This window comes from Streptomyces sp. NPDC059900 (assembly GCF_050270335.1).
Taxonomy (GTDB): Bacteria; Actinomycetota; Actinomycetes; order Streptomycetales; family Streptomycetaceae; genus Streptomyces.
The window spans coordinates 14877-32206 of sequence record NZ_JBNNJZ010000052.1; the positions used below are offsets into that span (position 1 = coordinate 14877).

Consider the following 17330-nt stretch of genomic DNA (forward strand, 5'->3'; position numbering starts at 1 on the left):
GCCGCATGGATTCCACCGCGCAGGCCGAGGCCACGCGCACCGAGGACACCTCGGGCGCCGATGACCTGGCGTACGACGTGTTCTCCAGGCAGTGCCCCTCGCGCGGCACCCTGGAGCACGTCACCGGACGCTGGGGCGCGCTCACCCTGGGCGCGCTGCACGACGGCTCGTTCCGTTTCAACGAACTGCGCCGCAGGGTCGACGGCGTGAGCGAGAAGATGCTGTCCCAGACCCTGCACGCCCTTGAGCGCGACGGCCTGGTGCACCGCGAGGCCCAGCCCACGAACCCGCCGCGGGTGGACTACCGCCTGACCCCGCTGGGGCGCGAGATCGCCGACCGCCTGATGAACCTCATCCAGTTCGTGGAGGGCAGGATGGACGGGGTGCTCGAAGCACGCGAACGCTACGACGGCCTGGCGGCCGGCGGTCGCTGACAGCGCGGGCAGAAGTAGCTGGAGCGGTTCATCCAGGGACGGCGGCGCATCGGCGTACCGCAGCGGCGGCACGGCTCGTCCTCGCGTCCATAGGCGTCGAGCGACCGCTCGAAGTAGCCGGACTCGCCGTTCACGTTGACGTACAGGCTGTCGAAACTCGTACCGCCGACGGCCAGGGCCTCATTCATCACATCCCGTACATGGCCCAGGAGTTCAGCCGTGCGCGGGCTCGTGAAGCCGGTGGTGGGCCGCTCGTAGTGCAGCCTGGACCGCCAAAGCGCCTCGTCCGCATAGATGTTGCCGACACCGCTGATCAACGACTGGTCGAGCAGGGCCCGTTTGATCGTCGTACGGCGGCGGCGCAGCGCGGCGTGGAAGGCCGCGTCGTCGAACAGCTCGTCCAGCGGGTCGCGTGCGATGTGCGCGATGACGTCCGGCAGGCCGTCCGGGGTGTTCGCGTGCAGCGAGAGCCCGCCGAAGGTGCGCTGGTCCACAAAGCGCAGCTCGGTGCCGAGTTCGTCGGCGAACCGGACCCGGATCCTCAAGTGCTTCTCGTCGGGGGCCTCTTGGGGCTGCACGAGCAGCTGCCCGCTCATGCCGAGGTGGGCGAGGATCGAGACCCCGCTGTCCTCGACGGGCAGCCAGAGATACTTCCCGCGCCGCTTCGCCGTACCGACGCGCTGCCCCTTGAGGCGGAGCCCGAAGTCCTCACCGCCCGCGAGATGCCGCCGCACGGAACGCGGATGCAGCACCTCGACACCGGCGACGGTGCGATGGGCCACCCACCGCTCAAGACCGCGCCGGACGACTTCGACCTCGGGCAGCTCGGGCATGGGGGTCTTGACTCCGGGTGACGGGCGAGCGGGTGGGAAACCCGCCGCGAAGCGGCGAAAAAGGCTGGTGCCGGCCGCCAAAAGGCGACCGGCACCAACAGTAGAGCGTCTGTCAGGCAGACGGAGCTTCGGAGCCCCCGTCGGCCTTCGCGGCAGCGGCGGGTGCAGCCCCCGCGGCGGCTTCGGCCGCCGCGATCCGCTCATCCGCAGCGGAGCGAATCTCGCGCCACGCGGACTCCGCGGCCTGCTGCTCCGCTTCCTTCTTGCTGCGGCCGGTGCCGGTGCCGTACGAGACGCCTCCGACGCGGGCGGCAGCAGTAAAGGTCTTCTCGTGGTCCGGGCCGCTCTCCGTGACGAGGTACTCGGGAACACCGAGGCTCTCGGTCGCGGTGAGCTCCTGGAGGCTGGTTTTCCAGTCCAGGCCCGCGCCCAGGTTCGAGGACTTCTCGATCAGCGGGTCGAAGAGCCGGTGCACCAGCTCGCCCGCCGCGTCCAGACCCTGGTCCAGATAGACCGCGCCGATCACCGCTTCAAGGGTGTCGGCGAGGATGGATGCCTTGTCCCGGCCACCCGTGCCCTCTTCGCCCCGGCCGAGCCGGATGAAGAGGCCGAGTTCGAGGCCGCGACTGACCTCCGCCAGCGCACGCGAATTGACCACCGCGGCCCGCAGCTTGGCCAGCTGGCCTTCGGGCAGGTCGGGGTGGGTGCGATAGAGCGTGTCCGTGACGACGAGTCCGAGCACCGAGTCCCCGAGGAACTCGAGCCGTTCATTCGTCGGCAGACCGCCGTTCTCGTACGCGTACGAACGGTGGGTCAGTGCACGCACCAGAAGGGCGGACTCGAGTTTGTACCCGAGCCGCCCTTCCAAAAGCGTGTGGGACGAGGCCGTGTTTTCCGCCTGCTTCTTGGCGTTCTCCGCCTTGGCGTCATCCGCCATTTTGTGGCTAGACACGGTGCCTCTCACCAGCCGCTCAGACCTCGAGGACCTGGCGCTTGTTGTACGTGCCGCAGCTCGGGCACGCGATGTGCTGCAGCTTCGGCTCCTGGCAACGCTCACACGAAACCAAGGTGGGGACCGCAGCCTTCCACTGCGACCGGCGGTGGCGCGTGTTGCTGCGCGACATCTTCCGCTTCGGAACAGCCACGGCTACTTCTCCTGCTTCTCGTCGACGCCGGCTTCGGCGCCGCTCACGTCGTCCTTCTCGCCGTCCTGGATGGTCCCAGCGAGTCCCTGCAGCGCCGCCCAACGGATGTCGGCGACGTCATGGTGATGCTCCGGGTCGTCCGCGAGCCGTGCTCCGCACTGGGAACACAGGCCCGGACAGTCGTCCCGGCACACCGGCTGCATCGGCAGTGCGAGCACCACCGCATCACGCAGCACTGGTTCGAGGTCGAACAAGCCGTCCTCGAGATAGAGCCTGTCCTCGTCTTCCTCGGCGTCGTCGGCCGGTTCCGCGGTGCGGCCCCGGTCGTCGGCGTCAGGGTACGAGAACATCTCCTGGAAGTCCGCTTCCACCTCAAGCTTCAGCGGCTCCAGACACCTTACGCACTCCCCCTCGGCCGTTGCACGGGCGGTGCCTGTGACAAGCACCCCTTCCATGACCGACTCAAGGCGGATCTCCAGCTCGACCGGAGCGCCGGCCGGCACTCCGATGACCCCGTCGATGCCGAAGACACCCGGAGAACCGGGGGCCTCGACGGACCGGGTCAGCCGCTGGAGCGCACCAGGACGCCGACCCAGCTCGTGTGTGTCGAACACGAGAGGGTTTCGGTGGTCAAGGTGAGCACTCAGGGCTTTTCCTGCTTTCGAATCCTGGAAGTTCAAGGAGGGCGGCCCCTTCATGATGAGCTCGGCTCACTGACAGGGCAGCCCGGATCGCGGACGTACGCGCGACCGAAGAGCCAGGATACTGGACCTTTCGCTCTCGGCCCAATCCGGTCCCGGCCGGTCCGCCGGGCAAGCGCTAGCGGCCCTGTTCGTACTGGCGCAGCTGCTCGGCAGTGATCATGCCGGTGTCGAAAAGGCTGGTCTCGTCGAGCACGCCGGGAGCGGGGTGGTGCTGCTGCTGCGGCTCCGCGTACCCCTGCTGCTGGGTCTGGTCGTAGCCCTGCTGCGGGTAGCCGTAAGGATCTTGCTGCTGGTAGCCGTACGGGTCCTGCTGGGCGTACTGCTGCTGGTAGGCGTACTGGTCCTGCTGCTGGTAGCCGTAGGGGTCCGGCTCCTGCTGGGGCGGGGCGTACGGCTGCTGCGCCGGGATCTGCGGGGCCGTCTGCGGCGGCTGCGGGGCGTCGGGAACAACGGCGGCGGGGGCGGCGGGGACCACGGGCGCCGCGGGGTCGGTGAGGCCCGCGAGGTACTCGGCGTCCGTGGTGTGCGCCTGCGGCCCCCCGAGGCCCTCGGCGAGGCCCGCGAGGTCGTCGGCGGGCGCACGGCCGTGCAGGGTCTGCCGGCCGCGGCCGACCGCCTCCAGGGTCTTGGCGAGGACTGCCTCGAAGGCGCCGAGCTTGGCGTCGACGTACGCGTCCGCGTCCCGGCGCAGGGTCTCGGGGTCGTGGCTGCGCTGCGGGGCGTCCTCGTCCTCGTAACCCTGCTCGTCGAGGCCGGGTCCGGTGCCCAGGAGCTTCTCGCGGCCGCGGCCGACCGAGCCGAGGGTCTTGGTGAGGACGACCTCGAAGTTGGCCAGCTTGCTGTCCACGTAGTCGTCGGCCTCGACGCGGACCTCTTCGGCGCTCTGGCGGGCCTCCGCGAGGATCCGCTCGGCCTCCCCCTGGGAATTACGGGCGACCTCCGTGTCGGAGATCAGCGAACCGCGCTCGGCGTGGGCGGTCTCGATGATCCGCTCCGCCTCCTGGCGGGCCTGCTCGACCATCTGCTCACGGCCGCCGATGAGCTCCTGCGCCTGGGCGAGGGAGCCGGGCAGCGCCTGGCGCACCTCTTCGAGCATCGACAGCAGATCGGCGCGGTTGACCACGCACGAGGCCGACATGGGCATGGACCGGGCGCTGCCGACCGCCTCGACGATCTCGTCGATCTTCTTCTGCACGTCCACCGTGTGCTCGCCACTCTCTACAGCTGGTTGGAGACGGACGGCACGACTGTAAGGCCAGTCGGCGGCCGTCCGACACCGGGTGACGGGCTGTCAGTTCGCGTCACTTCTTGCCGATGCGCTCCGCCAGTGCCTCGTGGACCACCGGCGGCAGCAGGTGGGCCACGTCACCACCCCAGGCGGCGACCTCCTTGACCAGCGAGGAGGAGAGGAAGCTGTAGGTGGGGTTGGTGGGCACGAAGAGGGTCTCGACGCCCGAGAGGCCGTTGTTCATCTGGGCCATCTGCAGCTCGTAGTCGAAGTCGCTGACCGCCCGCAGGCCCTTGACGATGGCCGGAATGTCGCGCTGCTTGCAGAAGTCGACGAGAAGGCCGTGGAAGGACTCGACCTCGACGTTCCCGAAGTCGGCGGTGACCTCGCGGATCAGCTCGATCCGCTCCTCCACGGAGAAGAGGCCCTTCTTCGACTGGTTGATCATCACCGCGACATGCACCACGTCGTACAGCCTGGAGGCGCGGGCGATGATGTCGAGGTGTCCATTGGTGATGGGGTCGAATGACCCCGGACAGACGGCGCGGCGCAACTGAAGTCCCTCGCTCTCCGGTCCGGTCATGGCGCGATCACTGAGTCGTCGCACGTAGAGGCGGCGCGACCGTACCAAAACGTGGCTTCGCCGTAGCGACGGGACCTGATTGCGTCGAAGCCGTCGGGCCAGCTGAATTCTCCGCCTCTGGTACTGCGTTCAACGGTGACGAGCGCATCGTCCGTGAGCCAGCCCCCGGCACGGAGTGTGAGCAGGATCTCGCGAAGATCGTCATCGGTGACGACATACGGAGGGTCGAGAAAGACCAGGTCGTACGGGGTCGCGGGGGCGCCGCCCTGGACGATCTGGGCGGCTTTGCCCGCCCTGACCTCTGCGCCGGGCAGGCCGATGGCCTTCACGTTCTCCCGGATCGTGCGCACCGCGCGGGCGTCGGTCTCCACGAGCAGGGCATGGCCCGCGCCGCGCGAGAGCGCTTCGAGGCCGATGGCTCCGGACCCGGCGTACAGGTCGAGGACGCGCGCCTCGTCCAGCGTGCCCTGAAGCGCCTGCCAGGTGGAGAACAGGCCCTCGCGCGCGCGGTCGGACGTGGGCCGGGTGCCGCTTCCCGGTGGGACGGCGAGGAGACGTCCGCCGGCCACTCCGGCGATCACGCGGGTCATCTGAGTCCTTGTCGGTGTACGTACGGGAAGATCCGGCCTCAGTCTCTCAGCCCCTGTGCGACTGCCGCCTGTCAGCCCTTGTCGAGATATTGCTCGCGCTCGTCGTCCAGGAGTGCGTCGAGGGCCGTGCGCAGCTCGGGCAGGTGCTCCAGGTCCGGGTCGGCGGAGACCACCGCGACGGCCTCCTCGCGGGCCTCGGCGATGATCTCCTCGTCCTCGATGACCGCGAGCATGCGCAGGCTGGAGCGGACACCGGACTGCGCCTGGCCCAGTACGTCGCCCTCGCGGCGCTGCTCCAGGTCGATCCGGGACAGCTCGAAGCCGTCGAGTGTCGCGGCCACGGCCCCGAGGCGGGCGCGGGCCGGGCTCGCCTCGGGCATGTCGGTGACCAGGAGGCAGAGACCGGGTGCCGAGCCACGGCCGACCCGGCCGCGCAGCTGGTGCAGCTGCGATACGCCGAAGCGGTCCGCGTCCATGATCACCATGGCGGTGGCGTTCGGGACGTTCACGCCGACCTCGATGACCGTCGTGGCGACCAGGACCTGCGTCTCTCCGGCGGCGAAGCGGCGCATCACCGCGTCCTTGTCGTCGGGCTGCATGCGGCCGTGCAGAACCTCCACCTCGATGCCGCTGAGCGGGCCGCGGGCGAGCTGCTCGGCGACCTCGATGACGGCGAGCGGGGGCCGCTTCTCGGCGGTGGCTTCCTCCTCCGCCTTCTTCTTGGCCTTCTTCGGGTCGGCGGCTTCGTCGGCGTCGTCGCCGATCCGGGGGCACACCACGTACGCCTGGTGGCCGTTCTCCACTTCCTCGCGCACGCGCTCCCACGCGCGGGCCAGGAAGTGGGGCTTGTCCTCGGCCGGGACGACATGGCTGGCGATCGGCGAGCGTCCTGCGGGGAGCTGGTCGAGGACCGAGGTCTCCAGGTCGCCGAAGACCGTCATCGCGACCGTGCGCGGAATGGGCGTGGCCGTCATGACCAGGAGGTGCGGGGGCTGCTTGCCCTTGCCGCGCAGGGCGTCGCGCTGCTCGACCCCGAAGCGGTGCTGTTCGTCGACGACGACCAGGCCCAGGTCGTGGAACTGGACCTTGTCCTCGATCAGGGCGTGGGTGCCGATGACGATCCCGGCCTCGCCGGTGACCAGGTCGAGCAGGGCCTGACGGCGGCCTGCCGCGCCCATGGAGCCGGTGAGCAGCGTGACCTTGGTGCCCTGGTCCGAGCCGCCGAGCATGCCGCCCTCGGCGAGCTCGCCCATCATCTCGGTGATCGAGCGGTGATGCTGCTGGGCGAGCACTTCGGTGGGCGCGAGCATGGCGGCCTGCCCACCCGCGTCCACGACGGCGAGCATGGCGCGCAGGGCGACCATCGTGTTGTGCGTGACCGTGAAATTGTCGGTGATGTACGCCCGGCTCGGGTGAGCGACGCTGATGCACTGGACCGGCTTCCGCCCGACGAACTCGACGCTGCGGATTCCCCGTCGGAAGGTGTTGTACTTCGGCCGCTCCTTCACTCGGCTGGCTTTCCGCGTGAGCCGGAAGGGCGCGTACTCGTCCGGCAGGGCGATCGACACATTGAACGCCGCCTTCTTCGGCAGCACCCTTGCCCGGCCACCCAACGACCGCACGAGCCATGCGACGTCCTCAGCAAGCCTGAGAGAGGCCGAACACAACGAAATACTCAGCCCGTCCGATTGGATCGTGCCGTCTGTGTCCAGAAGCCCTTGCAGAAGAGCCAGCCGATTTTTGATCGACACATTCTTGAACACGTCCGGGATGAACTTGTCGTGTGAGGCCAGGCCCCAGAGTCTTAGGTCCCGCAGCACCTGAATGACAGGGTTACGGACTCCTCCTGGCCGGTGGACCAGCTGAATCGTGTAATCGCAGGAGGACCCGGCCACGGGGACCAGGTGGCACTCCGGGGTCACAGCGCCAGCGGCAGCGTCGTGGATCTCGTCGTCGATCGTGGACAGCCGCAGGTTGTGCCTGAAGGACCCGTCCCCCAGCAGCAGCCCGAAGAAGTACGGATCGAGTGGCGGCGCTGCGTCACCCCCGAGATCGACTGGTGTCGCAGCAGGGAGGTACCACTTCGAGGTTCCGTTCGCCTTGGACAGGTCCAGGCGGATTTCCCTGGTCGTCATCACCTTGGGCTGCTGGCCGCGGTGCCAGCCGCAACTCGTACCCACGATCCAGAGGTGCTCGTCGTCGCACTCGACGGAGCTTCCGTCCGACAGAGTCAGGCTCCACACGTCACGCTCGCCCTGTGGAAAAACGCCATCGACCACGGCGATCTCTCCCGAGGGTACGAAGACGGACTCGCCTTCCCGGATTTCGCCCATCGGTCGGAAGCCGTCCGGCGTCAGGACCAGCGAATCGAGCGGCTGAGCCTTACCGGAACCGACCTCTCCCTGAAGGAGGCGGTGCATCGGGTGCTCGGTGGCCAGGTCGTCGAAGATCTCCTTGGAGACCTTCTCCTGGCCGTCGGTGAGGGTGAAGGGCAGCTTGGCGTCGAAGGCGTCGAGCAGGCCTCCCTCGCGGGGGCGGCGGGCGATCGCGGGGAGCTGCGCGTCCGCATACCTGCGGCGGGCCAGGGCCACCTGGAGGACGAAGGCCTCGTCCCACTTCAGGCGGTCGCGGGCGGATTCGATGTCCGCCTTGGTCTGCGGGCGGTGGATCTTCAGGAGTGCTTCGGGGAGCGGGATCAGGTCCCGGCCGTCGCGCAGGTTCGGCGGCAGCGGGTCGAGCGCCTCGCGGGCGCTGGGCAGGACCGCGTCGACGGACTTGGCGATCTTCCAGGACTCCAGCTTGGCGGTGGCCGGATAGATCGGGATGAGGGCGCCGGCCCAGGAGTCCACCGCGTCGTCCGCGCTGCCGGGGTTGTCCGGGTCGCGCTTCAGCAATTCGTATGCGGGGTGGGCGAGCTGCATCTTGCGGTTGAAGACGGACACCTTGCCCGCGAACATCGCGCGCGTGCCGGGCAGCAGGTCCTTGTGCGGCTTGTGGATGCCGCGGCCGAAGAAGACCAGCTGGAGCTGGCCGCTGCCGTCGGTGATGGTCACTTCGAGGCGCTGGCCCCGGCCGCCGTTGAACGTCAGGATGCGGGCCGTCGCGACCTGGGCGACCACCGTGACGTGCTCGTCGAGGGGGAGGTCGGCGAGGCGGGTGAGCTCGCCCCGCTCCGCGTACTTGCGCGGGTAGTGGTGCAGGAGGTCGCCGACCGTGTGCAGGTCGAGGTGCTCGGCCATCACCTTCGCGGTGGCGGGACCGACCACTTTCTTCAGGGGTTCTTCGAGCGCGGGCACGAGATCCATTGCACACCACCCCACTGACAATTCGGCGTACGTCTCTGGAATCCGCTGGTGAGGGCCGTCGCGAAGGCCGGCTACTCCACGCCGATGAGGAGCAGCGCCGACTGGCGTCCGCCGCGGTAGATCACCGTGTCGACCGCCAGATGCACCTCGCGCACATGCTTCTCCAGGTCGTCGCCGAGGCTGTCCGGCACGTTCTCGCCGAGTACCAGCGTGACCATCTCTCCGCCCGCGGCCAGCATCCGGTCCAGGACGGACCGCGCGGTGCGCGTGGTGTCGTCGCCGATCACCGCGACGTCCCCGTCGATCAGGCCCAGTACGTCACCGGCCTGGCAGATGCCCGCCATGGTCCACGACTGCCGCTCGGCGACGGCCAGCTCGGCGTAGCGGGTCGCGCCGGCCGCCGAGGTCATGGCGACGACGTCCTCGTCGAAGCGGCGGTCGGGCTCGTGCACGGCGAGCGCCGCGATGCCCTGGACCGCGGACCGGGTGGGGATCAGCGCGACGCGCACCCCTTCGGTGCGGGCCTGCTCCGCGGCGGCGGCAGCGGTGTGGCGCAGCTCGGCGTCGTTCGGCAGGAGCACCACCTCGCGCGCGTGGGCGCGCCGGACGGCTTCGACGAGCTCCCCGCTTGCGGGCGGCTCCCCCGGCCGCGCGGGAACGGTGGTGGCCCCCGCGTCGGCGTAGAGACCGGCGAGGCCCTCCCCCGGTACGACCGCGACGATCGCCCGCTGCGCGCGCTCCCGCGGCGGCTGCGCGGCGCCCGCGGTGTGTGCGTCGCCCGCTCCGAAGTGGGTGATGCGGATGCGGTGGGGCCGCCCCGCCTCGACGCCCGCCTCGACGGCGGCCCCGGCGTCGTCGACATGGACGTGGACGTTCCACAGCCCGTCGCCGCCGACGACGACGAGCGAGTCACCGAGCCCGTCGAGCCGCGTCCGCAGCCGTGCGACGGCCGTGTCGTCGGCCTCCAGGAGGTAGATCACCTCGAAGGCCGGTGCCGGGGCGGCGGCCGGGACGTCCTGGCACTCGACGGGCTGTGCGTGTTCCGCGCGCGCGTGGCCGCCCGAAGCGCCCGTCTTCAGGTACGGGGAGCGCAGCGTCTCCCCCGACAGGGCCCCCACCAGCGCCCCGAGCACAGCCACGAGCCCGCGCCCCCCGGCGTCCACCACTCCCGCACGGCCGAGCACCGCGAGCTGCTCCGGCGTCGCGTCGAGCGCCCGGCACGCGCTGTCGTAAGCGGCCCGCGCCACCATCCCGCAGTCACTGCCGCTGTCGCCGTCGCCCCCGGCGTCGCAGGCCGCGTCGGCGGCGGCCGCCGCCACCGTCAGGACCGTGCCCTCCACGGGACGTGCCACCGCCTGGTAGGCCGACTCGGCGGCCCGCCGCAGGGCGAGCGCCAGGGCCGGGCCATCGGCGTGATCGGTGTCACGGTCGGCGCCGAGGACCTGCGCCATCCCCCGCAGCAGCTGCGACAGGATGGTGCCCGAGTTGCCGCGGGCGCCTATCAGCGCGCCGTGCGCCATCGCCCGTACCGCCTCGGCGAGGGAGGGCCGGGCGGGTTCGAGGCCCGTGAACACCGCTTCGACGGCCCGGGAGGCCGATTCCACGGTCAGATAGAGATTGGTTCCGGTGTCTCCGTCCGCGACCGGATAGACGTTGATCGCGTCGATCTCCTCGCGGGCCCCTCCCAGGGCGTCCAGAGCGAGGCCGCACCAGGCGCGCACCGCGACGGCGTCGAGGTTCTGCGGCACCTGCTCGCCTCCTAAGGGCATCCGGACTGGACGCAGCGTAGACCGGGACGGGCGAAGGACCCGGGGCGGGGCCGGGGCGAGACATGGTAGTTTCGTTCTACCGAAGCAGTCGTTGTATGCTGCTCCGGTTGCCCGATACCCATCGGGCCATTCCTCCTGGCAACGCCACCCACGATCATTGCACTGATCCCGGCATGCCGGGATTAACCGTAAGTGCATCTGAAGTCTTGGAGTGACCCGTGGCTGCCAACTGCGACGTCTGCGGCAAGGGGCCGAGCTTCGGCAACAACATCTCGCACTCTCACCGCCGTACGTCCCGTCGCTGGAACCCGAACATCCAGCGCGTTCGTGCCGTGGTCAGCGGGACGCCGAAGCGGCTCAACGCCTGCACCTCGTGCATCAAGGCCGGCAAGGTCTCGCGCTGACGCATGTAAGCGCGGCCACCTAGCTGGTTGCTGAAAGAGCCGGTCCCCCTCGGGGGACCGGCTCTTTCGTGTGTGCCTGCCGCCCTTGTGCGCCTGCCACCCTTGCCCGTGAGCCGTGCGACAGGGGGCGTCCGTGCCCGCGATCAACTCGGCCGCCGTCCCGACCAGTTAGGCGCAGGCCGCCATGCCGGTCTTGGCAGCCCGGACGCCCATGTCGTCGACGACGCTCATTCCATGTCGCCGTTGTCGCCGAAGTGGTCCCAGCCCTTGCTGGTCCAGGGCGCCCCGTCCACCGTCACCTGGGGCAGCGCCGAGGGGTTCAGGACCTCGCCGATGACCTTCCAGCGGGCGGGGAGCTTCACGTCGGCCGGGAACGTCGCCACTATCGCGTGGTCCTCGCCGCCGTTGAGCACCCACTGGAGCGGGTCGACGCCGACGGCCTGGCCGATGTCGTTCATCTGGGAGGGCACGTCGACGGCTCCGGAGCGGATGTCGATGCGCACCTTGCTCGACTCGGCGATATGACCGAGGTCGGCGATCAGACCGTCGCTCACGTCCGTCATCGAGGTCGCGCCGAGCCCGGCCGCCGCGGGGCCCGCGTGGTACGGCGGTTCGGGCCTGCGGTGGGCCTCCACGAAGGCTCGGGGCGAGCGGAAGCCGCGCGAGAGCACCGCGTGCCCGGCGGCGGACCAGCCCAACCAGCCGGTGACGGCGACGACATCGCCGGGCTGCGCTCCCGCGCGGGTGACCGGCTCGTGGTTGCGCAGATCGCCGAGCGCGGTGATCGCGACGGTGATCGTGTCACCGCGTACGACGTCGCCGCCCACCACGGCCGCCCCCGCGACCTGGCATTCGTCCCGCAGGCCGTCCATGAGCTCGGTGGGCCAGCTCGCGGGGAGTTCGGCGGGCACGACCAGGCCGAGCAGGAGAGCGGTCGGTACGGCGCCCATGGCGGCGATGTCCGCGAGGTTCTGCGCGGCGGCCTTGCGGCCCACGTCGTACGCGGTGGACCAGTCGCGGCGGAAGTGGCGGCCCTCCAGGAGGATGTCGGTGCTGGCCACGACCCTGCGGTCCGGCGCCGACACGACGGCGGCGTCATCGCCGGGCCCGAGCCGGACGGCCGGGGTGGAGGTGAGCCGGGACGTGAGTTCCCTGATGAGCCCGAACTCCCCCAACTCGCCGACGGTTCCCTTCACCGGGACTCACCATGCCCTTTCACGCTGCTCGGCTTGCGGTCGCGAGCCTTCACTGTCATAGGTACGGTCGAGATGACCGTCAACTTCTGTTGCCCGTCCACCGCGATGTGCGCGCCACAGCGATCCCGGGTCTCCCCGCGGGAAGCAGCGACGCGGTACCGTGGCGTCCCTTCTCCCCACATGATCCTCGTGGCCGCCCTGGAGGTTCCGTGGTACAGGCGTACATCCTGATCCAAACAGAGGTCGGCAAGGCGTCGACCGTCGCCGAGCTGATCGGCAAGATCCCAGGAGTGATCCAGGCCGAGGACGTGACCGGACCCTACGATGTCATCGTGCGCGCCCAGGCGGACACGGTGGACGAACTCGGCCGCATGGTGGTCGCCAAAGTCCAGCAAGTGGACGGCATTACCCGCACCCTGACCTGCCCCGTCGTGCACTTGTAGCCCCCGTCTACCCTTGGCCGGTGATGTCTTCCCGTCGCCGGCGCCGCTGCCTGCTCTCAGCACCCGCTCTCGCACTCCTGATCGCGTCCGCGGGCTGCTCCTCAGCAGACGAAGAGGCGAAGGCCACGGTTCCCGCTCCGGACAGCAAGGTCACCGAACTGTGCCGGAACCTGGACAAGCAGCTGCCGAAGAAGGTGGACGGTCTTGCACGGGTTGATCCCGCGCCGAAGTCGGAGCTGACCGCCGGGTGGGGAGACCCGGCGATCATACTGCGCTGCGGTGTCGCCAAACCGCCGAAGATGAACGACCCGGAGGCGGACGGCGTGACGGCGGACGGCGTCAACTGGCTGATCGAGGAGCAGGACGACGGTTCGTTCCGTTTCACCTCCACGCTGCGCGAGGCGTACGTGGAGGTGACCCTGCCCAAGGAGCGTGCGGGGAGCGGCGTGGGCCCGCTGACGGACTTCGCCGCCCCCGTCAAGAAGACCATCCCCGAGGGGATCGCCCCGTAGCGCCCGGGCGCCTGGCGGGGGGGGTGCTAGCGCAGCCCCGTCGACCGGTTGAGGGCGGCCTGGACGAGGCGGTCCACCAGCTCGGGGTAGCTGACGCCGCTCGCCTCCCACATCTGCGGGTACATCGAGATGGGCGTGAAGCCCGGCATCGTATTGATCTCGTTGATCACGAAGCCGTCCTCGGTGAGGAAGAAGTCCGCGCGCACCAGGCCCTCGCAGCTCGTGGCCTCGAAGGCGTCGACCGCGAGCCGCTGGATCTCGGCGGTCTGCTCCGGCGTCAGCGGGGCGGGCACAATGCCGGGCGTCGAGTCGATGTACTTCGCCTCGAAGTCGTAGTAGTCGTGCGACTGCACCGGCGGGATCTCGGCGGGCACGCTGGCGCGCGGCCCGTCCTCGAACTCCAGGACGCCGCACTCGATCTCGCGGCCCCGCAGGAGCGACTCGACGAGGATCTTGGGGTCGTGGCGGCGGGCCTCCTCGATCGCCTCGTCGAGGCCCTCGAAGGAGTCGACCTTCGTGATGCCCATCGAAGAGCCCCCGCGCGCGGGCTTGATGAACAGCGGCCAGCCGTGGTCCCCGGCGAACTCCGCGATCTTCTTGCGGGCGCCTTCCTGGTCGCGGTCCCACTCACGCGGGCGGATCACCAGATACGGGCCGACGGGCAGCCCGAAGGAGGTGAAGACGCGCTTCATGTACTCCTTGTCCTGGCCGACGGCCGAGGCGAGCACTCCGGCGCCCACGTAGGGCACTCCGGAGAGTTCGAGGAGTCCCTGGAGGGTGCCGTCCTCGCCGTACGGGCCGTGCAGCATCGGGAAGACGACGTCGACCTCGCCGAGCGCCTTGGGCACGGAGCCGGGCTCGCTGTAGACGACCTCGCGGTTGTTGGGGTCCAGGGGCATCACCACGCCCCCGTCGGCCGACTCGGCCAGCGCGTCGACGTTGGGCACCTGACGGTCGGTGATCGCCATGCGGTCGGGATCGTCGGCGGTCAGGGCCCAGCGGCCGTCCGTCGTGATGCCGATGGGCAGGACGTCGTACTTGCTGCGGTCGATGGCACGCAGTACGGCGCCCGCCGTGACGACCGAGATGCCGTGCTCCGAGCTGCGGCCGCCGAAGACGACGGCCACACGCGGCTTGCGGAGCGGCAGCTCAGAGCTCTGCTCGGGGTGCGCCTTGGGGCTCTGGGGGAGGTTCTCGCTGCTCATATCGGCTTGAGGGTACCCGCTGGCCCCCTCGGAGTCAGCGGCGCTCGGGCTTGGCGCTGCGCGACATCAGCTCCTTGAGGGCGACCACCGGCGGCGTGCCCTCGTGCACGATGCCCACGACCGTCTCCGTGATGGGCATGTCGACGCCGTGCCTGCGGGCCAGTTCGAGGACCGACTCGCAGGACTTGACGCCCTCGGCGGTCTGCTTGGTGACCGCGATGGTCTCCTCGAGGGTCATGCCCTTGCCGAGGTTCGTGCCGAAGGTGTGGTTGCGCGAGAGCGGCGACGAGCAGGTGGCCACCAGGTCGCCCAGGCCCGCGAGTCCGGAGAACGTCAGCGGATCCGCGCCCATCGCCAGGCCCAGACGGGTGGTCTCGGCCAGACCGCGGGTGATGAGCGAGCCCTTGGTGTTGTCGCCCAGGCCCATGCCGTCCGCGATGCCGACGGCGAGACCGATGACGTTCTTGACGGCGCCGCCGAGCTCGCAGCCGATGACGTCCGTGTTCGTGTACGGGCGGAAGTACGGCGTGTGGCAGGCGGTCTGGAGGCGTTGCGCGATCGATTCGTCCCGGCAGGCGACGACCGCGGCGGCGGGCTGCCTGGCGGCGATCTCACGGGCGAGATTGGGGCCCGTGACGACGGCGACGCGGTCGGCCGCGACCTTCGTGACGTCCTCGATGACTTCGCTCATCCGCATCGCGGAGCCGAGCTCCACGCCCTTCATCAGGGAGACGAGCACGGTGCCGGGGGCGAGCAGCGGCGCCCACTCCGCGAGGTTCGCGCGCAGCGTCTGCGAGGGCACGGCGAGCACGGTGAAGTCGGCGCCGGCCGCGGCCTCGGCCGGGTCGGTGGTCGCCCTGAGGTTCTCGGGGAGTTCGACGTCGGGGAGGTAGTCGGGGTTCCTGCGCGAGGAGTTGACGGCGTCCGCGAGTTCGGCGCGGCGGCCCCACAGAGTGACGTCGCACCCCGCGTCGGCGAGCACCATGCCGAAGGCGGTACCCCAAGAGCCCGTTCCGAAGACGGCGGCCTTCACCGGGTTCGTCACTTGCTGTCCTCCGTGGTGTTCTCGGTGCTGTTCCCGGAGCCGCCGTGACCGTTCTGGTCCGCCGCCTTGCGCCGTTGCGCGAGCCGCGCCTTGCGCGGGTCGTAGGGGGTCTCGGGGGCCTTCTCCTGCCGGATCTCCTCCAGGAGTTCGGTGACCGCGGCCATGATCTCCTCGGTCACCTCCCGCAGGATCTCGGGGGTGGGCTCCTTGCCGTAGAAGCGCGAGAGGTCGACCGGCTCGCCGGCGAGGACCTGGAGCTTCTTGCGCGGGAAGAGGTTGAGCTTCTTGCTGTACGGGGCAAGCGCGAGGTTGGCACCCCACTGCGCGACGGGGATCACCGGGCACTGGGTTCGCAGGGCGACCCGCGCGGCACCGGACTTGGCCGTCATCGGCCACATCTCGGGGTCCCTGGTGAGGGTGCCTTCGGGGTAGAACGCCACGCACTCGCCGCGCTCGATCGCGTCGACCGCGGCACGGAATGCGTCGAGCGCGTTCGTGGTCTCGCGGTAGACCGGGATCTGGCCCGTGCCCTTCATGACCTTGCCGACGAAGCCGTCCTTGAAAAGGCCGTCCTTGGCCAGGAAACGGGGCACTCGTCCGGTGTTGTACTGAAAATGCGCGTACGACAGCGGGTCGATATACGAGTTGTGATTCACCGCCGTGATGAATCCGCCGTCGGCCGGAATGTGTTCCATTCCTCGCCAGTCCCGCTTGAACAGAACCACCAGCGGCGGTTTAGCGATGACCGCCGCCAGGCGGTACCAGAAGCCGATTCTGCGGCGGGACACTCGGACACCTTCCTCCATGAACCCGGACGGCCGCACAAGTGTCGCCCCGGGCTGCCTGTCTGTCGAGAACACCGTACGCCCGCTCTCACGGGCCGGGCCTCCCAGCAGGCCACAATGGGCGCTGACGCGAAGGACGGAGCCGCCCCCCGTGCAGTGGACCCTGGTAATACCCCTGAAGCCGCTGGAGCGCGCCAAGAGCAGGCTCACCGCCGCCACCGGCGACATTCTGCGGCCGGGCCTCGCCCTCGCCTTCGCGCAGGACACCGTGGCCGCCGCGACGGCCTGCCCTGCGGTACGGAGTGTGGTGGTCGTCACGGACGACGGCCTGGCCGGGCGGGAGCTGGCGGCGCTGGGAGCCCGGATCGTGCGCGACGAGCCCGCGGGCGGCCTCAACGCCGCTCTGGTCCACGGGACGGCGGCCGTGCGCGCCGCGCGGCCCGAAACCGCTGTCGCGGCCCTGAATGCCGACCTCCCCGCACTGCGGCCCCCGGAATTGGCCAGGGTGCTCGACGACGCGGCCCGATTTCCCCGGGCTTTCCTCGCGGATGCCGCCGGAATGGGGACGACTCTGCTGTCCGCGGCCCCCGGCACGGAATTGCACCCCGCTTTCGGCACCCGGTCCCGCTCCCGGCACGCGGCGTCGGGCGCCGTGGAACTTCCGCTCGGCGGCGTCGATTCCGTACGCCAGGACGTGGACACCGGCGACGACCTGCGGGCCGCGCTCGCCCTTGGCGTGGGACCGCGCACGGCGGCGGCCGCGGCGCGGCTCCTGATCGCCGACTGAGTACGCTTCCCCCATGCAGGCGACCGCGTACACGTACGACTCCGAGACCCGCAGCGGCAGCGTGCTGCTCGACGACGGCACCCCGGTGACCTTCGATCCCCCGGCGTTCGACGCGGGCGGCCTGCGGTTGCTCAGGCCAGGGCAGCGGGTACGGATCGAAGTCGAGGGTGAGGGCGAGCAGCGGCGCATCACTCTGGTGACGTTGCAGACTTTCTGAGCTCACCCCTGCCGGAGCCCGCGCAGAGGCCCTGCCGGAGCCCGTACGGACGCCCGTACGAGGGCCTGACCGGCACCCGAACACGCCGCGGGCCGGCCGCTGAAGAAGGTCGACCCCGTCGCGCTGCTGATGAAGGACCCCAAGG

At 70.0% G+C, this 17330-nt stretch carries 19 protein-coding genes; 6 read left to right on the forward strand and 13 right to left on the reverse strand.

Translation table 11 applies throughout. The annotated features are described in order from the left end of the window. Positions 1–5: 5 nt before the first annotated feature. On the forward strand, positions 6–434 hold the full coding sequence (locus ACQKIP_RS10890; protein ID WP_365864785.1) for a winged helix-turn-helix transcriptional regulator: 429 nt from the start codon (positions 6–8) through the stop codon (positions 432–434). On the opposite strand, the gene mutM is transcribed toward ACQKIP_RS10890, so the two are convergent. From mutM to ACQKIP_RS10935, 9 genes are all read right to left on the reverse strand, one after another. Continuing rightward, entirely contained in the window at positions 404–1267 is an 864-nt protein-coding gene (mutM, locus tag ACQKIP_RS10895; RefSeq protein ID WP_365864787.1) for a bifunctional DNA-formamidopyrimidine glycosylase/DNA-(apurinic or apyrimidinic site) lyase, read from the reverse strand. The two genes, ACQKIP_RS10890 and mutM, sit on opposite strands and share 31 nt — an antisense overlap. A 112-nt stretch (positions 1268–1379) precedes the next feature. Then, complete coding sequence (gene rnc, locus ACQKIP_RS10900) at positions 1380–2231, reverse strand: ribonuclease III (RefSeq protein ID WP_365864789.1); 852 nt, start codon at positions 2229–2231, stop codon at positions 1380–1382. Between the two features lie 7 nt (positions 2232–2238). Beyond that, the gene (gene rpmF / locus ACQKIP_RS10905; protein ID WP_003965982.1) at positions 2239–2412 is read right to left on the reverse strand and encodes a 50S ribosomal protein L32; all 174 of its coding nucleotides are present in this window, start codon (positions 2410–2412) and stop codon (positions 2239–2241) included. 2 nt (positions 2413–2414) lie between these two features. Beyond that, complete coding sequence (locus ACQKIP_RS10910) at positions 2415–3110, reverse strand: YceD family protein (RefSeq protein ID WP_427742813.1); 696 nt, start codon at positions 3108–3110, stop codon at positions 2415–2417. 121 nt (positions 3111–3231) lie between these two features. Next, positions 3232–4317 carry a cell division initiation protein gene (locus tag ACQKIP_RS10915; protein ID WP_365864791.1) on the reverse strand — a complete coding sequence of 362 codons (1086 nt, stop codon included), beginning with the start codon at positions 4315–4317 and terminating at the stop codon, positions 3232–3234. A gap of 100 nt (positions 4318–4417) precedes the next feature. Continuing rightward, positions 4418–4897 carry a pantetheine-phosphate adenylyltransferase gene (gene coaD, locus ACQKIP_RS10920; RefSeq protein WP_190084850.1) on the reverse strand — a complete coding sequence of 160 codons (480 nt, stop codon included), beginning with the start codon at positions 4895–4897 and terminating at the stop codon, positions 4418–4420. Positions 4898–4923: 26 nt separating this feature from the next. Continuing rightward, on the reverse strand, positions 4924–5517 hold the full coding sequence (gene rsmD, locus ACQKIP_RS10925) for a 16S rRNA (guanine(966)-N(2))-methyltransferase RsmD (protein WP_365864793.1): 594 nt from the start codon (positions 5515–5517) through the stop codon (positions 4924–4926). A gap of 71 nt (positions 5518–5588) precedes the next feature. After that, a complete protein-coding gene (locus tag ACQKIP_RS10930) occupies positions 5589–8822 on the reverse strand; it encodes a helicase-related protein (protein ID WP_365864795.1) in 3234 nt (1077 codons plus the stop codon). Positions 8823–8893: 71 nt separating this feature from the next. Then, complete coding sequence (locus ACQKIP_RS10935; protein ID WP_365864797.1) at positions 8894–10591, reverse strand: DAK2 domain-containing protein; 1698 nt, start codon at positions 10589–10591, stop codon at positions 8894–8896. A gap of 218 nt (positions 10592–10809) precedes the next feature. Here ACQKIP_RS10935 and rpmB point away from each other — a divergent pair, with 218 nt between their 5' ends. Further along, entirely contained in the window at positions 10810–10995 is a 186-nt protein-coding gene (rpmB, locus tag ACQKIP_RS10940) for a 50S ribosomal protein L28 (protein WP_160507429.1), read from the forward strand. A gap of 227 nt (positions 10996–11222) precedes the next feature. Here the strand turns inward: rpmB and ACQKIP_RS10945 are convergent, their stop codons facing one another. After that, positions 11223–12191 (reverse strand): thiamine-phosphate kinase, encoded by a 969-nt coding sequence (locus tag ACQKIP_RS10945; RefSeq protein ID WP_361194166.1) that lies wholly within the window; start codon positions 12189–12191, stop codon positions 11223–11225. A 209-nt stretch (positions 12192–12400) separates the two neighbouring features. On the opposite strand from ACQKIP_RS10945, the gene ACQKIP_RS10950 reads away from it, so the two are divergent. Together ACQKIP_RS10950 and ACQKIP_RS10955 are read left to right on the forward strand one after the other, a co-directional pair. Continuing rightward, the gene (locus tag ACQKIP_RS10950) at positions 12401–12634 is read left to right on the forward strand and encodes an Lrp/AsnC family transcriptional regulator (RefSeq protein ID WP_016642988.1); all 234 of its coding nucleotides are present in this window, start codon (positions 12401–12403) and stop codon (positions 12632–12634) included. A gap of 23 nt (positions 12635–12657) precedes the next feature. Beyond that, a complete protein-coding gene (locus tag ACQKIP_RS10955; protein WP_365864844.1) occupies positions 12658–13146 on the forward strand; it encodes a DUF3515 domain-containing protein in 489 nt (162 codons plus the stop codon). Between the two features lie 26 nt (positions 13147–13172). Here the strand turns inward: ACQKIP_RS10955 and ACQKIP_RS10960 are convergent, their stop codons facing one another. Genes ACQKIP_RS10960 through ACQKIP_RS10970 form a run of 3 tightly spaced genes read right to left on the reverse strand, consistent with a single transcriptional unit; the run spans position 13173 to position 16184 of the window. Next, complete coding sequence (locus ACQKIP_RS10960; RefSeq protein ID WP_365864799.1) at positions 13173–14351, reverse strand: D-alanine--D-alanine ligase family protein; 1179 nt, start codon at positions 14349–14351, stop codon at positions 13173–13175. Between the two features lie 34 nt (positions 14352–14385). After that, the gene (locus tag ACQKIP_RS10965; RefSeq protein WP_365864801.1) at positions 14386–15396 is read right to left on the reverse strand and encodes an NAD(P)H-dependent glycerol-3-phosphate dehydrogenase; all 1011 of its coding nucleotides are present in this window, start codon (positions 15394–15396) and stop codon (positions 14386–14388) included. Next, positions 15393–16184 carry a lysophospholipid acyltransferase family protein gene (locus tag ACQKIP_RS10970; RefSeq protein WP_365864803.1) on the reverse strand — a complete coding sequence of 264 codons (792 nt, stop codon included), beginning with the start codon at positions 16182–16184 and terminating at the stop codon, positions 15393–15395. The genes ACQKIP_RS10965 and ACQKIP_RS10970 overlap by 4 nt, the downstream gene beginning before the upstream one ends. A gap of 148 nt (positions 16185–16332) precedes the next feature. On the opposite strand from ACQKIP_RS10970, the gene cofC reads away from it, so the two are divergent. Beyond that, positions 16333–16968, forward strand: a complete 636-nt coding sequence (cofC, locus tag ACQKIP_RS10975; RefSeq protein ID WP_365864804.1) for a 2-phospho-L-lactate guanylyltransferase — start codon at positions 16333–16335, stop codon at positions 16966–16968. 13 nt (positions 16969–16981) lie between these two features. Next, positions 16982–17185 (forward strand): hypothetical protein, encoded by a 204-nt coding sequence (locus ACQKIP_RS10980; RefSeq protein ID WP_365864806.1) that lies wholly within the window; start codon positions 16982–16984, stop codon positions 17183–17185. Positions 17186–17330: the final 145 nt, after the last annotated feature.

What these genes read in the sequence shown, in the direction of transcription:
- ACQKIP_RS10890 (WP_365864785.1), top strand. Translation starts at nt 6, where the DNA reads ATGGATTCCACCGCGCAGGCCGAGGCCACGCGCACCGAGGACACCTCG.
- mutM (WP_365864787.1), bottom strand. Translation starts at nt 1,267, where the DNA reads ATGCCCGAGCTGCCCGAGGTCGAAGTCGTCCGGCGCGGTCTTGAGCGG.
- ACQKIP_RS10910 (WP_427742813.1), bottom strand. Translation starts at nt 3,110, where the DNA reads ATGAAGGGGCCGCCCTCCTTGAACTTCCAGGATTCGAAAGCAGGAAAA.
- rsmD (WP_365864793.1), bottom strand. Translation starts at nt 5,517, where the DNA reads ATGACCCGCGTGATCGCCGGAGTGGCCGGCGGACGTCTCCTCGCCGTC.
- ACQKIP_RS10930 (WP_365864795.1), bottom strand. Translation starts at nt 8,822, where the DNA reads ATGGATCTCGTGCCCGCGCTCGAAGAACCCCTGAAGAAAGTGGTCGGT.
- ACQKIP_RS10935 (WP_365864797.1), bottom strand. Translation starts at nt 10,591, where the DNA reads ATGCCCTTAGGAGGCGAGCAGGTGCCGCAGAACCTCGACGCCGTCGCG.
- ACQKIP_RS10955 (WP_365864844.1), top strand. Translation starts at nt 12,658, where the DNA reads ATGTCTTCCCGTCGCCGGCGCCGCTGCCTGCTCTCAGCACCCGCTCTC.
- ACQKIP_RS10960 (WP_365864799.1), bottom strand. Translation starts at nt 14,351, where the DNA reads ATGAGCAGCGAGAACCTCCCCCAGAGCCCCAAGGCGCACCCCGAGCAG.
- ACQKIP_RS10980 (WP_365864806.1), top strand. Translation starts at nt 16,982, where the DNA reads ATGCAGGCGACCGCGTACACGTACGACTCCGAGACCCGCAGCGGCAGC.